The organism is Thermomonospora umbrina, from assembly GCF_003386555.1.
Lineage (GTDB): Bacteria > Actinomycetota > Actinomycetes > Streptosporangiales > Streptosporangiaceae > Thermomonospora > Thermomonospora umbrina.
In genome coordinates this window covers 1,551,191-1,570,886 of sequence record NZ_QTTT01000001.1, presented here as the reverse complement: position 1 = coordinate 1,570,886, position 19,696 = coordinate 1,551,191, and the positions used below count along the sequence as shown (strand labels likewise).

The window sequence follows — 19,696 nt, the reverse complement described above, 5'->3', positions numbered from 1 at the left end:
GATCTTGGGGAAGCCTGGGCGGCGGGACGGCTGCGAAGGGGTGTGCGCGGGTGCTGGAGCTCGTCGTGGGCTGGGCGGTGGACCGGGCGCTCACCGGGGCCGGGCAGGGCGCGGCGCGGATGGTGGGGCCGCGGGAGCACGCGCGGGTCCTGCGGCGGGCGCTGGCGGAGGTTCGGGACGGGCTGCCCGAGGGCGGGGAGCGGCTGACGGACGCGGTGTCCAAGGAGATCGCCGGCCGAAGGTCGCCCGCCTGGTACGAGGGGCTGTCCTCGCTCGAAGAGGTGTTGGCGGCGGAGCTGGCCGAGCTGCCCGAACGGACGTACGGGCGGGGCAGGTCGCGGGCGACCGGGCGGGAGCTGCTGGAGCGGTGCGAGGTCACGCTCGACGAGCTGACGCTGCGCCTCGCCGGGGCGCTGGAGACGGCGGTCCGGGCGGAGGCCGCCGAGCAGGGTGGACTCCCGGAGCGGCTGCGTCAGCTCGACCATGAGCGGTTGACGGCGACCGTCGAGGCGTCCGGGCCGACCGTCGAGATGCTGCCCGCCGGGATCCTGGTGATGGTCAACCGGGACGACGAGTTCGCCGTGCTGGACGCCGTGTCGTCGAGGGAGCGGGCCCCCGGCAGTCCCGGGATGGCGGTGCTCACCGCGATGACCGGGATGGGCAAGACCGCCGTCGGCGTCCATTGGGCCCGCAAGAGGCGGGAGCGGTTCCCCGACGGGCTGCTCTACTTCGACTTCGGCGGCCTCTCCGAACGGGAGGTGAGCGGCCCCGGGGACGTTCTCGGCGTCTTTCTGCGGGCGCTCGGCGCGGACCGGGAGGCGCTGCCGGATGGACATGCGGAACGGGTCGCGTTGTTCCACCACCTCACCGCGGGCCGCAGGCTGCTGGTGTTCCTGGACAACGTGACCCTGGTCCGGCAGGTCGAGGATCTGCTGCCGGGGTCGTCCGGCAGCATGGTGGTCATCTCGACCGACCGGCGGCTCAGCGGTCTCGTGCAGTACGGATCGGTGACGGTGCCGCTGAAGCCGTTGAGCCCGGACCATTCGGTCAGGCTGCTGACGGAACTGGCCGGAGAGGCCGATCCCGCCCGGCTCGCCGAGCTGGCGGACCTGTGCGGACACTGGCCGCTGGCCCTGCGCATCGCCGGCGGCTGGATGGCCGCGCATCCCACCCGTTCCCCCGAACGGGCCATCGCCAGGCTCGCCCGGGACCCGTTGCGCGGCCTTCCCGGTGAGGAGTTGACGGTGGAGTCCGTGGCGAACGCCGCGTACGAGGATCTGCCCGAGGACGCGCGTCGGGCGTACCGGTCGCTGAGCCTGCACCCGGGGGCGCGCCCCCGCTTCTCGTCGGCCGCCGCTTCGGCGCTGCTGGGCGAGGACGCGGAGGACGTGCTCGACGTCCTGGTCGATCGGCACCTCCTGGAGTACTCCGCCGGCCGGTACACCTTCCACGACCTCGTACGACTGCACGCCCGCGAACGGGCCGGCGACGACGAACGGGCCGTGCGCCGGCTCGTGGAGTTCTACCTGGCCGAGGCCGCACGGGCGGACGCGACCGTCAACCCGGCACGCGCCGCCGACACGTTCGGCCCGGCCTACCGAGGAGTGGCGCCCGGCCCCTCGGTGCGGGACGCGTTGGCGTGGCTGGACGCCGAGCAGCGCAACCTGAGCGCCATGGTCCATGAGGCGGCGGCGCGAGGGTGGCACGATCTGGCCTGGCAATTGTGCGAGGCCCTGTGGTCGCTGTATTTCTCGTTCAAATACCACGACGACTGGATCATCACCCATCGGATCGGTTTCGCGTCGGCCCAGGGGAATCCGCAGGCCGTTTTCCGGGTGGGGATTCAGCTCGGGCGGGCCCTTTACGAGACGGGCGAGTTCACGCAGGCGCACGAGATCCTCGACCAGGCCCTCACGGCGGCGCGGGCCTTGGGCGACCCACGCCACGAGGCGACGGCGGTGGAGTTCATCGGCCGGGCCCATGAGGGATCCGGTGCCCTGGACGCCGCGTTCGAGCACTTCACGCTGGCCCTGGCCCTCGAACGGGCCGCCCGCAGGGAGCGGGGTGTCGCGATCGACCTGCATCATCTCGGCCGGGTGCGGCTGGCCCGGGCGCGCCGGCACCGGGCCGGCGGGAGGCCCGACGAGGCCGCCGCCGAACTCGCCGAGGCCCTGCGCTCGCTGCGGGAGGCCGGCGAGATGTTCGCCGCCATCTCCGACGACTACAACCGGGCCCACGCGCTGCACAGCCTCGGGCACGCCCTCATCGAGCTGGGCGAGGACCCGATCGACGTGCTGACCGAGGCGCTGGCCGTGATGCGCGCCCAGGGCCGCGCCCACCAGGAGTTCCGCATCCTCACGTCACTGGCCGCGTTCACCAGGGATCCCGCCTACGCGGCCGAGGCGGAGGCCGTTCAGCTCCGTCTCGGGCTGGGCTGACCGACGCGGAGCACGTCACGCCTCTCACCCACCACGATCGTCACCCTCGGCGGCGGGTCGGGGAGGGCGTGCAGGACGAGGGGATAGAGCGCCGGGTCCAGAGAACCGGTGATGACGCGCCGGGAGCCGTCGCGTTCCCAGATCACCGCCGTGCCCGGCCGGACGTCCGCGACGCGGCGGTGGCCCGGATAGGCGGCGAAGACCTCGCCGGGAGATCGATCCGCGGTCAGTCCGTCGCCGCGCCGGATCAACGTCTCCGCCAATCCCCGCAGCGCCGGATTGCGTTCCTCATCGTCGATGACGAAATGCGGGTCCTCGACGTCGGACGTCACGGGAAACCGCTCGATCCGCACCGTCGACCCGGTGACCGACGTCGTCGCGAAATGGGCGGTGAGCGGCGGAGAAGGTTCGGGAACGGGATCGTCCGCCGGGCCGTAGAACGCCGGCGTCTCCGGCTCCGGCAGCTCCATCAGGTCGTACATCGCGGCACGCAGGACGGCGGCGCAGCGGCCGACGTTCTCCACCGCCCGCGACCGCAGCCCTCCGAACGCCCGGGCCTCCGCCAACTGCGGACGGAGCGGGCGGGTGGGGTCCAGCCGGTGGGCCATGCGTCCGAGGTCCGCCATCGCGGTGCCCGGCACGATCGCGGAGTCGTCGAAGCCCGCCAGCAGCACCGGATGGCCGAGGCAGGCCCCGTACAGGGTCACCGACCCGTGATCCCCGATGACCAGGTCGGCGGCCGTCAGGGCGGCCTGCCAGCCCGAACGACGCGGGATCACGACCAGCCCGGCCGCCCGGGCGTCCGCCAGCCACGACCGCACGTTCCACTCGCCGTGGTGGGCGGTGATGTTCGGATGGAGGATCGCCGCGACCCGGTACTCGTCCATCGGCAGCCCGCGCAGCAGCTCGGCGGGCAGCGCGGGCCGGCGGTCGAGCAGCGAGCCGCGCCCCCAGGTGGACGTCACGACCACGAGGTTCTGACCGGGGGCCACCCCCAGCGCCCTGCGGTAGGCCGCACGCCACGGCAGGCTCGCGGTCAGCCGGTCGAAGGCCGGGTCACCGGCGATGAGGGTGCGCGGAACGGCCTGCGGACAATGGTCGGCGAGGCGATCCCGCTGCTCGGAATGGGACAGGATCAGCACCCGGGGAACGACCTCGCCGGCGTGCATCAATTGGTCCGCGTCGAGCCCGTAAGTCCGTTTGTCGTTTGTCGTTTGTCGTTTGTCGTTTGTCGTTTGTCGTTTGTCGTTTGTCGTTTGTCGTACTTTATTGTACCCCATTCCATGGGGCAAAGAAAGGAGAGGGGCGTCGATCTCGTGCAGCGGTCCACTGCTGGCCGCCGTCACCGCCAGGTCATAACGGGTGCTCGCGGCCCTTTCCCAGGACACCGTCCGGGCCCCGACGTCCTCCAGGAACGCGGGGACGCCACGCGACAATTCCGAGGTGTCGGCGGAGGTGAACACCACCTCGACGCGAGGGTCGCCCCGAACGAGCTCCAGGCATTCCAGCAGGCGCACCGTCGATGTCACCGTATGGGCGATTCCCAGCACGACGCGTTCCGGCGACCTCGTCGGACGCACTTCACCCTCCCGCAAGACGACGCCCGCCACCTTATGGCCTCGCCCTGACGCCGGAGTCAGCGGATGATCACGCGGTCGGCGGGGGCGTCGTCGTCGCCGGTCCAGCCGTCGTGGCCCGCGTCGGCCTTCCAGTGCAGCCCCGCGTACCGGACCTCGGTCAGGCCGTAGCCCAGCGCGTGGGACACCGCCCACGAGGCCACCGCCCAGCCGATGCGGCGGGTCGGCACCTGTACCACGTGGCGTTCGTCGCCCTTGGTCACCGGGAGCCGGCTGGTGCCGAACGTCTGGTGCAGCGCCCGGACGGCCTCCGCGCGGCGGGGCGCGGTGCGCTTGTCGGGGGAGAACCAGCAGCGCACCGCGCCGGGGCGACGGCCCGTGTACGCCTCGGCGAGGTGCTTGGCGCGGTTCTCGTGGGGGGCGTAGGCGGTGCCGTCGGCGCTGCGCTGCACCTGCTGGGCGGCGTCGTGCAGGTCCCGGTCGAGGTAGTCCTTGACCTTCACCAGGCCGTCGAAGAACTTGCTGGTCGAGTACACGGGGTCGCGGAGCTGGTCGACGCGCCCCCAGCCCTGGGAGGGCCGCTGCTGGAAGATCCCCACCGAGTCGCGGTCGCCGCCCGGCAGGTTGCGGATGTGCGACTCCTGGATGGCCGTGGCGTAGGCGATCACCACCGCCCGTTCGGGCAGCGCCTTGCGGAACGCCACCCCGGCGATGGTCGCCGCGTTGGCGGCCTGCTCGAGATCCAGCGGCACCGCTCGCCGCGACGTGCTGATCTCGCAGTTGGAGCCGTGCAGGTACGGCCTCGCCTGCGACCACACCGCGTACCCGCCGACACCCAGCACCAGGGCGACGCCGAGCAGGACGAAGCCCGGGCGCCACCGCCTCCATTCCGTACCCCGCACACCAAGACCGTACCGGGAGACGGCACCACTAAGCTCACGTCTCATGACCGATACGTTCACCAGTCCGATCCCCGCCGTCATCGACGAGCTGTGGGAGCGGCGCGACGGGCTCACCCCGGACGACGGCGCCGCCCGCGCGGCGATCGTGGCGGCCGTGGACCAGATCGACACCGGCCTGGCCCGCGTCGCCCAGGTCGACCCGGCCACCGACGAGGTGCTCGTGGACGAGCGCGCCAAGCGGGCCATCCTGCTGAGCTTCAAGGTCCTCGGCATGGTGCGCGGCCAGGTCGGCGACTTCCACCACCACGACCGGATCCCGCTCAAGACCCGCCTGGACGGCGTGCGCGTGGTGCCCGGCGCCATCGCCCGCTGGGGCGCCTACCTGGCCCCCGGCGTCGTGCTGATGCCGTCGTTCACCAACATCGGCGCGTACGTCGACGGCGGCACCATGGTCGACACCTGGGCGACCGTGGGCTCCTGCGCCCAGATCGGCAAGAACGTCCACCTGTCCGGGGGTGTCGGCATCGGCGGCGTGCTGGAGCCGCCGAACGCGGTCCCCGTCGTGGTCGAGGACGACGCCTTCGTCGGGTCGCGGTGCATGGTCGTCGACGGCGCCCGGGTCCGCAAGGGCGCCAAGCTCGGCGCGGGCGCGATCCTGACCAAGACGACCCGGGTCTACGACGTGCAGACCGGCGAGGAGCTGCCGCGCGGCGAGGCCCCCGCCTGGTCGGTGTGCGTCGGCGGCACCAAGCCCAAGCAGTTCCCGGGCGGCGAGTTCGGCATGCCCTGCCTGCTCGTCCTCAAGCGCCTGGAGGAGGGGCAGCAGCACGACAAGCTGGCCCTGAACGACATCCTGCGCGAGCACGGCGTCAACGCTTAGACCGATCGTGGGCGGCCGTTTCCCGGGCGGTCGCCCGCCCGCCTAGAACGCCCGCGCGCGGTGGTCACGGGGGCTGGTGCCGTACGCCGTCCGGAAGGCGCGGCTGAAGTGCGCGGCGTCGCGGAAGCCCGCCTGGAAGGCGATGTCGGTGATCGAGGCGTCCGCCCAGGTCGGGGTCTCCAGACGCCGTCGGCATTGTTCGAGCCGTTCTCGGCGGATGAAGTCCGAGGGGGTCAGGCCGTGATCGGCGAAGACCTTCTGCAGGTGGCGGAGCGACAGATGGTGGGCCGCCGCGACCCTTCCCGGGGTCAGCTCCGGGTCGGCGAGGTTGCGGCGGATGTGGGCCTTGGCGCGCAGCAGCAGCGATCCCGGCTCCGAGGCGTCCCGTGCGGTGGGGGAGTCCAGCAGCTCGGCGAGGAACACCGACAGCAGGTCGAGGACGTTGCCGGCCGCGCGCTCGGCGGTGGGCGGGCAGGGGCCGTCGCCGTGCTCGTCCATGGCGCGCAGCAACGGCATCAGCAGCGGCCCGACACCGTGCTCGGTGGGCAGCGGGCGGCCCACCAGTCGGGCGGCGACCTGGTCCGGGTCGACACCCAGCGCCTCGTGGGGGAACATCACGAAGAGCTGGCGAAGGTCGTCGCCGGCGTGGTTGACCTCGCAGAACGGCCGGGTGGTGTCGATCAGCGCCATCTCCCCGGCGGACACCGCGTGGCCCTGACGCGGTTGCTCCAAGACCACGCCGCCTTCGAGCTGGAGGTACAGCAGGTACGCCTCCGGGCTCGCCCGGTTGATCGCGGTGGGGGACCGCAGACAGCGGAGCGGGACGCCCGCCCTCGTGTCGGCCCGATGGAGCCACATCGGCCCCCACGACGACAACCGCCAGGTCAGGCCGAAGTCCGGGCCGACCGGCCCCATGGCCTCGAAACGTAACGGCACCGGGCAGTTCCACAACAGGTCGCTGTACGCCTCGAAACCGGCGGCGCCCGACTCCTCGTGCGGGCCGGGTGACCATTGCGGCATCATGAGCCCCCCCTCGCCACGGCCGCTGTGGCGACGCTCTTCCTCGTTCCAGTATCACCCCGGCCGGATAGGGTCGGCGCATGGGTCTGGACCTGTGGGGCGACGTCGCGGAACTGACGGCGGCGATCGTCGACATCGAGTCGGTGAGCGGCCACGAGCAGGCGTTGGCGGAGGCCGTCGAGGAGGCGCTCCGGCCCCTGCCGCATCTGACCGTCGAGCGGGACGGCGACACGGTGATCGCGCGGACCGCGCTCGGCCGTGCGGAACGCGTCGTCATCGCCGGGCACCTCGACACCGTCCCGGTGAACGACAACCTGCCCTCCCGCGTCGAGGGCGACCGGCTCTACGGGTGCGGCACCACCGACATGAAGAGCGGTGTCGCGGTCATGCTGAAGCTCGCCGCCACCGTTCCCGAGCCGACCCGCGACGTGACGTACCTCTTCTACGAGTGCGAGGAGGTCGAGGCCGTCCGCAACGGGCTGCTCAGGCTCGCCGAGGCGCGGCCCGAGCTGCTCCACGGCGATTTCGCGGTGCTCATGGAGCCGACCCACGCCGTCATCGAGGGCGGCTGCCAGGGCACCCTCCGCGTCGAGGTGACCGCCCCCGGTGAGCGGGCGCACAGCGCGCGGGCCTGGATGGGGTCCAACGCCATCCACAAGGCGGGGGAGATCCTCGACGTCCTGCGGGCGTACGAGCCGCGCAAGCCCGTCGTGGACGGGCTGGAGTACCACGAGGGCCTCAACGCGGTGTTCGTCCGCGGCGGTGTCGCGGGCAACGTCATTCCCGACGAGTGCGTGGTGACGGTCAACCACCGTTTCGCCCCCGACAAGTCCCTCGCCGAGGCGGAGTCGTACCTCCGCGGGCTGTTCGCGGGGTTCGAGGTGACGGTGGTGGACGCGTCCGACGCCGCCCGCCCCGGCCTGACCCATCCGGCGGCGGAGGCGTTCGTCGCGGCGGTCGGCGGGACGCCCCGCGCCAAGCTCGGCTGGACCGACGTGGCCCGCTTCTCCGCGCTCGGCGTCCCGGCGGTCAACTACGGCCCCGGCGATCCGCCGCTCGCGCACACCAAGGACGAGTACGTCGAGATCCCCCGCATCCACGAGTGCGAGGAGCGGCTGCGCGCCTGGCTGACGGAATAGGCGCCCGACGATCATTCTGAATTGTGGATCACTCTGTACTAGGGTGCGAAACCTCCCAATTCACTGTGGTCCCAGGAGTCACGTCCGATGTCGAGAGCCGAGCCGCTGCACCCCGACGACCCGGCCGCGGTGGGCGGGTACCGGCTGACCGGACGGCTCGGCATGGGCGGCCAGGGCGTGGTCTACCTCGGGACGGGCGAGGACGGCACCGTCGTCGCGGTGAAGGTGCTGCGCCCCGAGATCGCCGCCGAGCCCCGCGTCCGAGAGCGGTTCACCAAGGAGATCGCCGCCGCCGCCCGGGTCGACCCGTTCTGCATCGCGCAGGTCTTGGACGCCTCGCTGGAGGGGCCGCGGCCGTACATCGTCACCGAGTACATCGACGGTCCCTCGCTCCAAGAGTCCGGGCCCCGCAGCGGTCCGGCCCTGCGCAGGCTCGCCGTCGCCACGGCCACGGCCCTGGCCGCCATCCATGGGGCGGGCATCGTCCACCGCGACTTCAAGCCCTCCAACGTGATGCTCGGGCCCGACGGCCCCCGGGTCATCGACTTCGGCATCGCCCGTGACAGCGAGTCGCCCCTCACCGTCACCAGCGGGATCATCGGCACCCCCGCCTACATGGCGCCCGAGCAGTTCGCGGGTCGCTCCTCCGGCCCGGCGATGGACGTCTGGGCGTGGGCCGCCGTCGTGGCGTTCGCCGCCACCGGCCGCCCGCCGTTCGGCAGGGACTCCCTCCCCGCCATCATGAACCGCGTCCTGAACGGCGAACCCGACCTCGGCGACCTTCCCGAGCCCCTGGCGTCCACGGTGACGGCGTGCCTGGCCAAGGACCCCGCCGCCCGCCCCACCATGCAGGACGTGCTGCTCCGCCTCCTCGGCTCCCGGCCCGTTCTCGCGAACGATCCCGTACGGAACGCGCCGACGCCGCCCGCGAGGCACCCGCAGGGGCCCGCCCCTGCCGACCCGTCTCGGAGACGGCGCGCCCTGGTTCCCCTGGGGGCGGCGGCCGGGGTGCTGGCGGTGATGCTCGGGATCGGCGGAGTCGTGTGGCTCCAGTCGCCCGACGAGAACGAGAAGGGCCCGGGCGAGCAGGCGATCGGCTCGGACGGGAAACCGATCCCCGGGGCGGCGGCGGGTGCGGCGGGAGCGGGGACCAAGGGCGGGAGGCCGGGGGACCGCACCGCCGGCCCGTCGTCGAGCCCGTCGCCTCGGCCGTCCGGCGGCGCGTCGTCGAGCCCGCGACCCGGAGGCGGCGGCAAGACGACACGGCCGAGGCCGGACGGCCAGGACCCCGGCGCCCCCCGGCCCGACGATCCGCCGGGCGGCGGTGGTGGCGGGGGCGGCGGTGGCGGGGACGACGGAGGAGGTGGCGGCGGCGGTGGGACCGGCCCGACCGTCGCGATCACGTCGATGTCCATCGGGACGGCGAAGAGCGGCGACTGCTACAAGGACGGGCTGAGCCTCAGGTACGGCTTCACCGCGAGCCGCAACCCCACGCAGGTGACCTGGTCCGTGGACCTGGACGGCACGCCGGGGGAGAGATACGAGTTCACGGCGGACCCGTACCTCGTCAGCAGCACCTGGGTGGACCTCACCCGGGGCGCGCACACGATCACCGTCCGCGCGCACGCCCCGAACGCCACCAGCCGGAGCGTCACCGTCAAGGGCTGCTGAGAAGATCGCCCACCACACCGGAACGGTCTGAAATCGGGCCGCCATCCCGGCTACCGTGATCCCATGGACGCCGAGAAGACCGACCGCCTGCACCGGCAGGGCCCCGCGATGCTGCGGGGCAAGGCCATACCCCGTACCACGACCGATGAGCGGCTCCTCGACACCAGGGGCCCCTCGGACTGGCTGCACGCCGACCCCTGGCGGGTGCTGCGCATCCAGGCGGAGTTCGTCGAGGGCTTCGGCCTGCTCGCCGAGCTGGGCAAGGCGGTCAGCGTGTTCGGCTCCGCCCGCACCGACCCCGCCTCCGAGGAGTACGCCCTCGGCGTCGAGATCGGAGCCCGGCTCGCCAAGGCCGGCTACGCCGTCGTCACCGGCGGCGGCCCCGGCATCATGGAGGCCGGCAACCGGGGTGCCGCCGAGAACGGCGGCGTCTCGGTCGGCCTCGGCATCGAGCTGCCGTTCGAACAGCGCATGAACGACCACGTCGAGGTCGGCTTGGAGTTCCGGTACTTCTTCGTCCGGAAGACGATGTTCGTGAAGTACTCGCAGGCCTTCGTCGTGCTGCCCGGTGGATTCGGCACCTTGGACGAGCTGTTCGAGGCTGTCACGCTGGTCCAGACGAAGAAGATCACCCGCTTCCCGATCGTCCTCGTCGGCACCGCCTTCTGGGGCGGCCTGCTGGCCTGGATCAAGGACTCCATGCTGGTCAGCGGCAAGATCTCCCCGCAGGACCTCGATCTGATCCACCTCACCGACGACCCCGAGGACGTCGTGCGCGTGATCGTCGCGGCGCACGAGGAGGAGGCTCGCCGCCTGGAGGAGGAGGCCGCCGTCCGCGCCTCCTCGGACGAGGCCGGCACCTGATTTCACGAATCGACTTCTTTGTCGTTCTATCCGTGATGGTCCCGGGCCCTTCCTCGGAGAGCGGGGGGTCTGGTGGTGGCCACTGGTGCCGAGTCGGGGGTAGCAGGCGATTCTGAGCTTTTCATCATGATCGGCTGTAGTGGCCCGGCACATGGGAACTGTCTTGGCGGGCGCTCTGCGTCTCGCCTGGTTCGCCAGTGCTGGAACGTCACGGTCGTCCCGCCCGGAGGGCAGTGATCGGCGAAGCCGTCGGGCTACGGCAGGAGGATCTCCAGTGCTCGTGCTGAGAGCATCGTTCAAAGACCCAGTTGGCGTTCCCACTGCTCATGCTGGACGTCCAAAGCGTCAGGGAGCAGGGCGATGACCCGGCAGCGCCTCGGGTGTGTCGGCGGTCCATCGAAGATCACCGGCACGAGCACGCCGCGCGCCCGGAGTCAGACGGGCTGGCCGATGGGGCGGATCGTCACGGTGTTGAGGTCGACGCCTGCGGGCTGGTCGAGGGCGAAGCCGATCGCCTCGGCCACCGGTTCCGGGCTCATCGCGATGGGGGGAGTCTGGCCGTGCCAGAACGCGGTGTCGATCATGCCCGGGTTCACGACCGTGACTCCGACGCCGCGGGTCGTGGCGTGCAGGCGGAGGTTCTCGGCGAGGCCGACCACCGCCCATTTGGTGGCGGAGTAGAGGTTGCCCGGGCTGTTCTTGATCCCGGCGACGCTGCCGATGAGCACCAGCCGGCCGCGGGACCGCTCGAGGTGGGGCAGGGTGGCATTGGCGAGCAGGGCCGGGCCGAGCACGTTCGCCAGGACCATCGGCGCCCACAGGTCCGGGTCACCGTCGTCTATGACGCCGGCGCCGCCCGTCCGGAAGTGATCGGCGGACGCGCCGCCCGCGTTCGCGATCGCCGCGTCCAGCGACCCGAAGCGTTCCACCGTGCCGGCGACCGCCGCGTTCGTGGCGTCCCGGTCGCCGGCGTCCGCCACCAGGCCCAGGACGCGGTCGGCGTGGCCTACCTCGTCGAGGAAGGCCTTGAGGCGACCGGGGTCGCGTCCGGTGACGGCGACCCGGTGGCCGCGCGCGAGCAGGAGCCGGGCGGTCGCGGCGCCGATCCCGCTCGTACCGCCGGTGATCAGGACCGTCTTGCCGGCGACCGGCGATGCGCCGCTGTCGGTGAGTGAGGTGTTCATGGCGTCCACTGTGCGGCGCGGCGCGGGCCCGCGACAGTTGCTCGCGAAGGTGGGGACGACATCCCCTGGCACCGGCGGCGCCGACCAAGGGAGGCTGTGCCCATGTCGAACACCAGGTACCGCGAACTCGGCGGCTTCCTGCGTTCGCGCCGCGAGCGGATCCGCCCCGAGGAGGTCGGGCTCGCGCCCGGCCCGCGGCGCCGCGTCCCCGGTCTGCGTCGCGACGAGGTCGCCGTTCTGGCCGGCGCCTCGGTGGAGTACTACACCGAGCTCGAACGCGGCGCCGGCTCGCAGCCCTCCGACCAGATGCTCGCCGCGCTCGCCCGCGCCCTGCGCCTCAGCCGCGACGAACGCGACCATCTGTACCGGTTGGCCAACCGCCCGATCCCGCACCAGGGCGGGACGGCCTCACACGTCCACCCCGCGATGCTCGACCTGCTGACACGCATCGACCAGACCCCGGCGATGGTGAGCACCGACCTGCACACCGTGCTGGTCCAGAACCCGCTCGCCATCGCGATGCTCGGCGACCTGTCCACCCACCACGGTCGCGCGGCGAGCTTCATCCACCGATGGTTCACCGACCCGATCTCGCGGCGGATCTACCCGCCCGAGGACCTCGCCCCGCAGTCACGCTCGTTCGTCGCCGACCTGCGCGCGGCGGTCGGGCGACGCAGCCCGGACGACACCGAGGCGACCGAGCTGGTCGACGAGCTACTGCAGCGGTCGCCGGAGTTCCGCGCGCTCTGGGCCGACCAGGACGTGCAGGTGCGCAGAGACGAACGCAAACGGATCCTCCACCCCACCGTCGGCATGCTCGACCTCAACTGCCTCAGCCTCTTCAGCGAGGACGACCGCCAGCGGCTGCTCTGGTTCACCCCCCGCGCCGGAACCGACACCGCCGAAAAACTCGCGCTGCTCACCGTCGTGGGCACACAGACGATGCAAACCGGACCAGCCCGATAGACCGCTCGAGCGATGGACGCGACCCGCCGATCGTCACGCTCCAGCGCCGCCGGCCTTGGTGCGTGATGCCGCTGTCGGCCCGGACGCAGGTGCCTGTCGTCCGCACGGCACTCATCGGCCGGCCCAGATCCACACCTCAACCGCGAAGAGCCTTGAAAGGCTGTGTGTCCAGCCCGATGATGCCCGACCGGGGAGAAGACGTGCTGGTTGGCGCGCGGGAACGGCTGTTCGCCCGGCTTTGGGAAGAGGCGCGGGCCGACGCTGAGCCGCGAGGCATCGGTCAGACTCCAGACCGGTCAGCATCTGCATGCAGGTCTCGAGGCCGCTGATCTCGACTCAAGGTGAAGCGCCGCTCGGTGACCCTTGCTCCGCGCACGACGGCGAAGGTGGTGCCATTGTCGCGGTAGCCGAGCGTGCGGCCCACGCCCAGGGAAGCGTGGTTGTCGGCGTGCACGTTCGTGGTCGCCGATTCGGCTCCCGGCGCCGCGAACGCCAGGAGCAGGACCGCGGCGCGCATCTCGGCGCCCAACCCCTTGCCCTGGAACTCGCGTCCGAGCCATGAGCCGGTGCTGACCTGCCGGGTGACGTCAGCCGGACTGCCGCACCTGCTTGAGCACCGGGAGGATCACCCCGGTGACGCTGCTGAGGTAGATCGCGTCCGGCTCGGCCGCGACTGCGGTGTTGATCGCGTTGCTGTAGTCGGTGGCGCCCAGCGGATACTCGCTGCTCGCCCCGATCGTGATGCCCTCGGCACGGGCGGACTCGCGCACGAGCTGCGTGAGGCCCTCGCCGTACGGCTCGCCCTTGGCGGTGATGATCGAGATCTTCTTGGTGTCGAGCCTGCGCTTGGCGTAGTACAGACAGCCGGGCACGTAGGTGGGGGACCCGCCGCGGGTGAGGGACAGGTGCGGGTTGCCGGTGATGACGCTGGGGTGGCTGCTGTCCAGGATGTTGATCATCGCCACCGGTCGGCGCTTGAGCTGCGGCACGTAGGTCGCCGAGCCCAGCCCGTAGGCGATCACCGGCAGCCGTTGGGCCTGGCTCATGTCGCGCAGCGCGGTCACGCCGGTGGTGGCGGGGTCGGACCGGTCGTCGGCGTAGGCGATCTCCAGCGTCCGCCGCTTGCCGACGACGGTGAAGCCCGTCCTGTTGAGCGCCTCGACGCCCATGGTGAGGGCCTTCTTCTGCGCCGGGCCGAGGGTGGAGTAGACACCGGACATCGACAGGATCGCGCCGACCTTCACGCGGCCTTCGCCCCCGCCCGCACCGTCGCCGCCCGTGCCGCACGCGGCGGAGAGGAGGACGAGCGAGGTGGTGATCAGTGCTGCTGTCGTTCTTGAGGGCTGACGAAAGCTCCGCGGGGCGGAACGTGAATTGAGCCGGGGTGGAAGGTGCGGGCGGTTCAGCCGGTGACGCGGTCGAGCCAGGCGATGAGGTCGGTGACGACCTCGGCGCGGTTGGTCTCGTTGAACAACTCGTGCCGGGCGTCGGGGTAGGTGCGGTACGTGATGTCGGTGAGCCCGGCCCGGCGATAGCGCTCGACCGCCAGGTCGCTGAGCTCCAGGCCCCGGTTGAGCGGGTCGTGTTCGCCGACCAGCACGTACATCGGCAGGTCGGCGGGGATGCCGGCGGGCTCGGCGAGCCGGTCGACCGCGGCGGCGGCCAGGCCGTTCATGGACGGTTCGTCGAGGGTGAAGCCGCACAGCGGGTCGGCGATGTAGAGGTCCACCTGGGCCTCGTCGCGGCTGAGCCAGTCCGCCTCGGTGCGGGCGGGCTGGAACGCCGCGTTGAAGGCTCCCATCACATCGCCGCCGGCCTCGGCGAGGAACGCGAAGAGCCCGTCGACGGCTGTGGTGCCGGACAACGCCACCGCGTTGACCAGGCCGGAACGGTCCAGGATGTACTGCTGGGCGGCGAACGATCCGAGGCTGTGCCCGAGCAGGACCACCGGGAGACCGGGATGGCGCTCATGGAGGATCCGGGTGAGCGCCGCCATGTCGTCCACGAGCAGGTCCCAGCCGTCGTCGTCCAGGGCGCCGGGCCGGCCGGGCCGCATGGTGGCGCCGTGGCCCCGATGGTCGTTGGCGTACACCGCGTACCCGGCGGCGTTCAGTTCCCGGGCGAGCGGCGCGTACCGGAGCGCGTGCTCTCCCATGCCGTGGGCGATCTGGACGACGGCGCGCGGCGGGCCGTCGGGGACCCAGCCGTGGACGTGGACCGTCAGGCCGTCCTCGCCGGTGAAGGTGAACATGGTCGACTCCTTCCGTGGAGGTGTGATGGCGCGCTTGAGGATCTTGCCGCTGGGGCCGACGGGCAGGCCGTCCATGAGCCAGACGTGCCGGGGGTACTTGTAGGCGGCGACGCGCCGCCTGACGAACTCCCGCAGGTCCCCGGCCGTCGCGCGGGCGCCGGGCCGCAGCACGATCGCGGCGGCGACCTCCTCGCCGAGGTGGTCGTCGGGGACGCCGAGGACGGCGGCCTGCGCGACGTCGGGATGCTCAGCGACGCGCCGGCGTAGACGGCGGCGTTCATCGCGCAGGTCTGCCCGAAGGTGTGAAAGAGCGGCAGGCAGCCCAGGATCACATCGTCGGAGGTCAGCGCCTGAACCTGGGAGGCGTAGACCGAGGTGTTGTGGGCCAGCCCGCTGTGGGTGAGGGCAGCGCCCTTGGGACTCCCGGTGGTGCCCGAGGTGTAGAGGATGACCGCGAGGTCCTCCGCGCGGTGGTCCTCGGCGAGGTCGTCCGTCCCGTACGGGTCGTGCCGTGCGAGGAGGGCGGCCAGGACGGCCGGGTCCGCGTCGAGCGCGGGGACGCCGGCCGCCGCCGCGCCCTGCGAACCTTTGCGGGGGCCGTCCCGCCGGACGAAGATCAGCGAAGCGCCGGAGTCCCTCAGGTGGTGCTCCACCTCACGGACCTTCAGGAGCGGGTTCATCGGGACGACGACCCCGCCCGCCCTCAGCACCCCGTGGTAGAGGGCGACGAACTCGGGCACGTTGGGCAGCATCAGCGCGACCCGGTCGCCGTGCGCGATCCCGCGCGAACGCAGCATCGCGGCCACCCGCGCCGACCGCTCGTCGAGCCGCCCGTAGGTCACGGTCGTCGCGCCCAGCCGCAGGGCCGGCCGGTCCGGGTACCGCCGGGCCGAGTCGAGCAGGTGCGCCGTCAGGCTGGACGCCACGGGCTCGGACGGCGGCGGGGACGTCGCCGGGTCGGACATGGTCGGCCTCCCGAAAAGTGCCGTTGTGAGGTGGCCCACATCCTCACTCCGTACCCCGGGGTCATTCCATGGTCGCGTTGACAACGTCCCTGCGGCGGCATTGTCCTCGGCCACAATCACACCGGCTGTAAGCTGGGCAAATGGCACGTTCCGCACCGCCGGAGGCGGTGGTCGAGGTGGCCTCGGTCCTGCTGGGGAACATCGACGAGCTGGGCGAGCGCATGGCCCTGCGGTTCAGGGCGGAGATCGAGACGTACCGCAACGAGGCCCAGGTCCCGTTCGACTCCATCCGCACCTCGTGCATCCGCAATCTGCGGCTGATGGTCCGACACTTCACCTCCACCGATCCGGTCGACGCCGGGCCGCCGGAGGAGACCGGTCGGCTCCGGGCCCGGCAGGGCGTGCCCTTGGCCGAGACGCTGCACGCCTACCGGATCGGGTTCGAGTTCCTCTGGTCGGAGCTGGTCGCCGAGGCGCACCGGCATCCCGCGGTGACCGACGCCATGCTGGTCTCGTTGGCGGCCGAGGTGTGGTGGTTGGCCGGGGAGTACTCGGTCGCGGTGGCCGTCGCCTACCGCGAGATGACGTCCGAGCTGATGCTGCAACGCGAGCACGAACGGTCCGTGCTCGTCGAGGCGCTGTTCACCGGGGTCCTCGCCGATCACCGCACGCTGGGCGAGGCGAGCCGCATCCTCGGTCTTCCCGGCGCGGGCCGTTTCGTCGTCGTGGCCGCCGACGTGCCGGCCCCGGGGCGTGAGGCCCTGCCCGGCATCGAGGCCGCCCTGCGCACCGCGCAGGTCCCGTCCGCCTGGCGGCTGCTGCCCGACCAGCAGATCGGCGTGATGTCCCTCCCTCCGGCCCATGAGGCCGCAGCGGTCAAGGCGCTGCGCAGGCACCGGGCAAGGGTGGGGGTGAGTCCGCCCTACGAATCCCTCACCGAGACCCCGCAGGCCCTGCGTTTCGCCCGCCTGGCCCTGGCGGGCCTTCGCGGGCGCGCCTCGGGCGTCGCCCGCTTCGACGACGACCCGCTCGCCATGCTCGTCGCCGCCGCCCCGGTCGAGGCGGAACGGATGGTCCGGCTGCGTCTGGGCGCCGTCTTGAACCTGCCCCACCAGGAGAGGGCCCGCCTCCTGGAGACCCTGGAGCAGTGGTACGCGGCCGACGGCTCGGCGGCCGAGACCGGCCGCCGCATGTTCGTTCACGCCAACACCGTCCGCTATCGCCTGCGCCGCATCGAAGAACTCACCGGCCGTTCCCTCACCGCGCCTCAAGCGATCCTGGACCTGGGCGCGGCGTTGCAGGCCCTTCCCCTCATCTCCCGCACGGAGCCCACCTCCCAAAGCCGAGAACGCGGCGGTTCGCCGAGGCTCTAGGGCCTTGCCGTGGGTCGTGGGCCGCCACGTTCCCCAGCAGGCGCGGCACCTCCCGGCCGACATCGGCGCTCCGGACGGCGGCGGCCGGATCCGACGCGCGGGGGCGCGGTCCCGCGCGCACCAAGGGCGCTCGGCGGGTACTGGACGTTTGCGGCGTTCCCACTGCTGGGGCAAGGCCCGGTCAGAGGGCGAGCACGTCGATGACGGGTGCCCGGACCGGTCTCAGGGTGCCGATGGCGGGCGGGGTGGCTCGGCGGCGAGTTGGGCGTCCATCGCGCCGCGCAGCTCGGTCAGGAACGTCTCGAACCGTTCCAGGAGTTCGGGCGGGTACTGGGACATGACCTCATCGACCCGTCCGGCCAGGGGCCCGAAGAACTCGTCCGCCAGATCCTGGACGCGCGGACTGCTGCGCAGCGTGACGACGCGACGGTCTGCGGTCTCGCGGGTGCGGACGACGTGCCCGGCCCGCTCCAGGCGGTTCAGCAGGGCGGTGGTGGCACCCGAGGACAGGGCGATGCGTTCACTGAGCCGGGCCGGAGACAGCAGGGCGCCACGCTCCTCGGCGCCGAGGATCTCGATGAGGGCCTCGGCGTCGGTCGAGTGCAGCCCCAGCCAGGCTGCGAACCTGCGACTGAACTCCCGGTAGATGGCGCCATAGGCGCGCAGGCTCTCCAGCAACTGCTCGTACTGCGCCTGGAGCAGCGGCTCGTTCATGCCGTCTCCGCCCTTCCCGTCGCGTCTGCGTTTGACAACCTATCGCCGCCCAAATTACCTTCATGGTGTAACTACTTCATGGTGGAGGAATCTATGGGTGAGACGTCGACCGTCCGCCGATGGCTCGGGCTGATCGCCATCGCCCTGGGAGTGGCGCTGATCGTGGTCGACACCACGATCGTGAACGTGATCATGCCCTCGATCATCGGGGATCTGGACACGGGCTCCACTCAGGCGCAGTGGATCCAGGAGTCCTATGCCATCGTGTTCGCGGCGCTGCTGCTGCTCGTGGGCCGGGTCGCCGACATCATCGGGGCCCGCCGCGTCTTCGTCGCGGGTGTCGTGGTCTTCGGCGTCACCAGCGTCCTGGCCGGCCTGGCGCCCGGCGGCGGGCTGCTCATCGTGGCCCGCTTCCTCCAGGGAGCCGGCGCGGCGATGCTGCTGCCGACCTCCCTCTCCCTGCTCAACGCCAACTTCACCGGCAAGGCGCGCGGCCGGGCCTTCGCGGTCTGGGGCTCCACCATCGGCGCCGCCGCCGCGCTCGGCCCGCTGCTCGGCGGTTGGCTCGCCGAACACGCCTCGTGGCGGTGGGCGTTCGGCATCAACGTGCCGCTCGCGGTGATCATCGTCTTCGGCGTGGTCGCCTGGATCGCGCCCTCGCCCCGCGCCGGCGGCCGGGTCGATGTGGTCGGCGCGATCCTTTCCGTACTGGGCCTCGGCCTGCTGGCCTTCGGTCTGGTCGAGGGACGCACCTACGGCTGGATCACGACCGTCCACCCGATGGACATCGGCGGTTTCACCTGGAGCGGCGGGCCCTCGCCCGTCCTGGTCGCGCTGGTCGGTTCCGCCGTGGCGCTGGGCGCGTTCGTGTGGCGGCAGGCGGCGCTGCGCCGGGGCCCGAACCCGGACAAGGCGCTGATGGACCTCGGCCTGTTCAAGCGAGCGTCCTTCCGCAACGGCAACATCGCCACCCTGATCATCGGGCTCGGCGAGTTCGGGATCGTGGCCGTCCTCCCGCTGTGGCTGCAATTCACCCTCGGCTACAGCGCCCTGCAGTCCGGGCTGGCACTCCTGCCGATCGCCATCGGCAGCTTCGTCGCCAGCGGCGCGAGTTTCGGCATGGCCGGGAAGGTCTCACCTCTGGCGATGCTCCGTCTCGGTCTCGCGCTGGAGGTCGTGGGTCTGGGCGCGCTCGGACTGTTCGCCTCCACCGGGAGTTCGTGGTGGTCGATCGCGCTGATCCTCGGCGTGTACGGCGCGGGCGTCGGGTTCGCGACCGCTCAGGTCACCAACGTGGTGCTCGCGAAGATCCCCGAAAGCAGCGGCGGCCAGGCCTCCGGCATCCAGAGCGCCTTCCGCCAGTTGGGCTCCGCACTGGGCATCGCGGTCCTGACCACGGTGTTCTTCACCACGCTCGGCTCCCAGGTCCACGACCGGCTCAAGAGCGACGCGGTGCCCGCAATCCAGGCCGACCAGTACAGCCACGCCATCACCGACAGCGCGGGCGCCGCCATCGAGGGGTTCGCCTCCCAGCCGCAGACCCGGGCGGTCGCCGAAGCCGGCCGCACCGCGATGACCGACGGCATCACCCTGGGCGGTTACCTGGGCGCGGGCTTCGTCCTGCTGGGGCTGATCGCGACGATCCTGATCCCCAGGTCCGAACAGGGGGACCAAGACGACCAGGACACGCCCCGACCCCAAGCCGCACACGTGTGATCCGGCCACGGGTCATCGAGATCACCGTCACCCGCC

General features: G+C 71.8%; 15 protein-coding genes and 3 pseudogenes. 8 read left to right on the top strand and 10 right to left on the bottom strand.

Features of this window, described 5'->3' with window-relative positions:
- The first annotated feature begins 50 nt into the window (after positions 1-50).
- The gene (locus tag DFJ69_RS36100; RefSeq protein WP_116021690.1) at positions 51-2,438 is read left to right on the top strand and encodes a tetratricopeptide repeat protein; all 2,388 of its coding nucleotides are present in this window, start codon (positions 51-53) and stop codon (positions 2,436-2,438) included.
- On the opposite strand, the gene DFJ69_RS06810 is transcribed toward DFJ69_RS36100, so the two are convergent.
- Both DFJ69_RS06810 and DFJ69_RS06805 read right to left on the bottom strand, forming a co-directional pair.
- A complete protein-coding gene (locus DFJ69_RS06810) occupies positions 2,414-3,955 on the bottom strand; it encodes a hypothetical protein (RefSeq protein WP_170177559.1) in 1,542 nt (513 codons plus the stop codon). The two genes, DFJ69_RS36100 and DFJ69_RS06810, sit on opposite strands and share 25 nt — an antisense overlap.
- Positions 3,956-4,074: 119 nt before the next feature.
- The gene (locus DFJ69_RS06805) at positions 4,075-4,917 is read right to left on the bottom strand and encodes a hypothetical protein (RefSeq protein WP_116021688.1); all 843 of its coding nucleotides are present in this window, start codon (positions 4,915-4,917) and stop codon (positions 4,075-4,077) included.
- Positions 4,918-4,960: 43 nt separating this feature from the next.
- Between DFJ69_RS06805 and DFJ69_RS06800 the strand changes: the two genes are divergently transcribed.
- Positions 4,961-5,797, top strand: coding sequence for a 2,3,4,5-tetrahydropyridine-2,6-dicarboxylate N-succinyltransferase (locus DFJ69_RS06800; RefSeq protein WP_116021687.1), 837 nt, complete (start codon positions 4,961-4,963; stop codon positions 5,795-5,797).
- 42 nt (positions 5,798-5,839) lie between these two features.
- Here the strand turns inward: DFJ69_RS06800 and DFJ69_RS06795 are convergent, their stop codons facing one another.
- On the bottom strand, positions 5,840-6,820 hold the full coding sequence (locus DFJ69_RS06795) for a helix-turn-helix domain-containing protein (RefSeq protein WP_116021686.1): 981 nt from the start codon (positions 6,818-6,820) through the stop codon (positions 5,840-5,842).
- A gap of 77 nt (positions 6,821-6,897) precedes the next feature.
- On the opposite strand from DFJ69_RS06795, the gene dapE reads away from it, so the two are divergent.
- From dapE to DFJ69_RS06780, 3 genes are all read left to right on the top strand, one after another.
- Positions 6,898-7,956, top strand: coding sequence for a succinyl-diaminopimelate desuccinylase (gene dapE / locus DFJ69_RS06790; protein WP_116021685.1), 1,059 nt, complete (start codon positions 6,898-6,900; stop codon positions 7,954-7,956).
- Positions 7,957-8,043: 87 nt separating this feature from the next.
- Complete coding sequence (locus tag DFJ69_RS36095; RefSeq protein WP_116021684.1) at positions 8,044-9,627, top strand: serine/threonine protein kinase; 1,584 nt, start codon at positions 8,044-8,046, stop codon at positions 9,625-9,627.
- A 63-nt stretch (positions 9,628-9,690) separates the two neighbouring features.
- Positions 9,691-10,491: an LOG family protein gene (locus DFJ69_RS06780; protein WP_211328532.1), complete on the top strand. Its 801-nt coding sequence runs from the start codon at positions 9,691-9,693 to the stop codon at positions 10,489-10,491.
- Positions 10,492-10,925: 434 nt separating this feature from the next.
- Here the strand turns inward: DFJ69_RS06780 and DFJ69_RS06775 are convergent, their stop codons facing one another.
- Positions 10,926-11,675, bottom strand: a complete 750-nt coding sequence (locus tag DFJ69_RS06775) for an SDR family oxidoreductase (RefSeq protein WP_116021683.1) — start codon at positions 11,673-11,675, stop codon at positions 10,926-10,928.
- A 102-nt stretch (positions 11,676-11,777) separates the two neighbouring features.
- Here DFJ69_RS06775 and DFJ69_RS06770 point away from each other — a divergent pair, with 102 nt between their 5' ends.
- Positions 11,778-12,641, top strand: a complete 864-nt coding sequence (locus DFJ69_RS06770; RefSeq protein ID WP_116021682.1) for a helix-turn-helix transcriptional regulator — start codon at positions 11,778-11,780, stop codon at positions 12,639-12,641.
- 280 nt (positions 12,642-12,921) lie between these two features.
- Here DFJ69_RS06770 and DFJ69_RS06765 read toward each other — a convergent pair.
- The 5 genes and pseudogenes from DFJ69_RS06765 to DFJ69_RS06750 form a co-directional block, all read right to left on the bottom strand.
- Positions 12,922-13,212: pseudogene (locus DFJ69_RS06765) on the bottom strand (GNAT family N-acetyltransferase); the annotation flags it as partial.
- 16 nt (positions 13,213-13,228) lie between these two features.
- A complete protein-coding gene (locus DFJ69_RS06760; RefSeq protein WP_245974086.1) occupies positions 13,229-13,885 on the bottom strand; it encodes an ABC transporter substrate-binding protein in 657 nt (218 codons plus the stop codon).
- Positions 13,886-14,043: 158 nt separating this feature from the next.
- A complete protein-coding gene (locus DFJ69_RS06755; RefSeq protein ID WP_116026450.1) occupies positions 14,044-14,892 on the bottom strand; it encodes an alpha/beta hydrolase in 849 nt (282 codons plus the stop codon).
- Positions 14,893-14,994: 102 nt separating this feature from the next.
- A pseudogene (locus DFJ69_RS36425) lies at positions 14,995-15,180 on the bottom strand (AMP-binding enzyme); the annotation flags it as partial.
- Positions 15,174-15,857: pseudogene (locus DFJ69_RS06750) on the bottom strand (AMP-binding protein); the annotation flags it as partial. The pseudogenes DFJ69_RS06750 and DFJ69_RS36425, both read right to left, overlap by 7 nt.
- A gap of 140 nt (positions 15,858-15,997) precedes the next feature.
- On the opposite strand from DFJ69_RS06750, the gene DFJ69_RS06745 reads away from it, so the two are divergent.
- Entirely contained in the window at positions 15,998-17,230 is a 1,233-nt protein-coding gene (locus DFJ69_RS06745) for a PucR family transcriptional regulator (protein WP_116021681.1), read from the top strand.
- Between the two features lie 222 nt (positions 17,231-17,452).
- Here the strand turns inward: DFJ69_RS06745 and DFJ69_RS06740 are convergent, their stop codons facing one another.
- A complete protein-coding gene (locus tag DFJ69_RS06740) occupies positions 17,453-17,944 on the bottom strand; it encodes a MarR family winged helix-turn-helix transcriptional regulator (RefSeq protein WP_116021680.1) in 492 nt (163 codons plus the stop codon).
- A 93-nt stretch (positions 17,945-18,037) separates the two neighbouring features.
- Here DFJ69_RS06740 and DFJ69_RS06735 point away from each other — a divergent pair, with 93 nt between their 5' ends.
- Positions 18,038-19,660: a DHA2 family efflux MFS transporter permease subunit gene (locus DFJ69_RS06735; RefSeq protein WP_116021679.1), complete on the top strand. Its 1,623-nt coding sequence runs from the start codon at positions 18,038-18,040 to the stop codon at positions 19,658-19,660.
- Positions 19,661-19,696: the final 36 nt, after the last annotated feature.

Coding starts and splice junctions, on each gene's coding strand:
- DFJ69_RS06745 (WP_116021681.1), top strand. CDS start 15,998: ATGGCACGTTCCGCACCGCCGGAGGCGGTGGTCGAGGTGGCCTCGGTC.
- DFJ69_RS06740 (WP_116021680.1), bottom strand. CDS start 17,944: ATGAACGAGCCGCTGCTCCAGGCGCAGTACGAGCAGTTGCTGGAGAGC.
- dapE (WP_116021685.1), top strand. CDS start 6,898: ATGGGTCTGGACCTGTGGGGCGACGTCGCGGAACTGACGGCGGCGATC.
- DFJ69_RS06780 (WP_211328532.1), top strand. CDS start 9,691: ATGGACGCCGAGAAGACCGACCGCCTGCACCGGCAGGGCCCCGCGATG.
- DFJ69_RS36095 (WP_116021684.1), top strand. CDS start 8,044: ATGTCGAGAGCCGAGCCGCTGCACCCCGACGACCCGGCCGCGGTGGGC.
- DFJ69_RS06800 (WP_116021687.1), top strand. CDS start 4,961: ATGACCGATACGTTCACCAGTCCGATCCCCGCCGTCATCGACGAGCTG.
- DFJ69_RS06770 (WP_116021682.1), top strand. CDS start 11,778: ATGTCGAACACCAGGTACCGCGAACTCGGCGGCTTCCTGCGTTCGCGC.
- DFJ69_RS06775 (WP_116021683.1), bottom strand. CDS start 11,675: ATGAACACCTCACTCACCGACAGCGGCGCATCGCCGGTCGCCGGCAAG.
- DFJ69_RS06755 (WP_116026450.1), bottom strand. CDS start 14,892: ATGTTCACCTTCACCGGCGAGGACGGCCTGACGGTCCACGTCCACGGC.
- DFJ69_RS06735 (WP_116021679.1), top strand. CDS start 18,038: ATGGGTGAGACGTCGACCGTCCGCCGATGGCTCGGGCTGATCGCCATC.
- DFJ69_RS06795 (WP_116021686.1), bottom strand. CDS start 6,820: ATGATGCCGCAATGGTCACCCGGCCCGCACGAGGAGTCGGGCGCCGCC.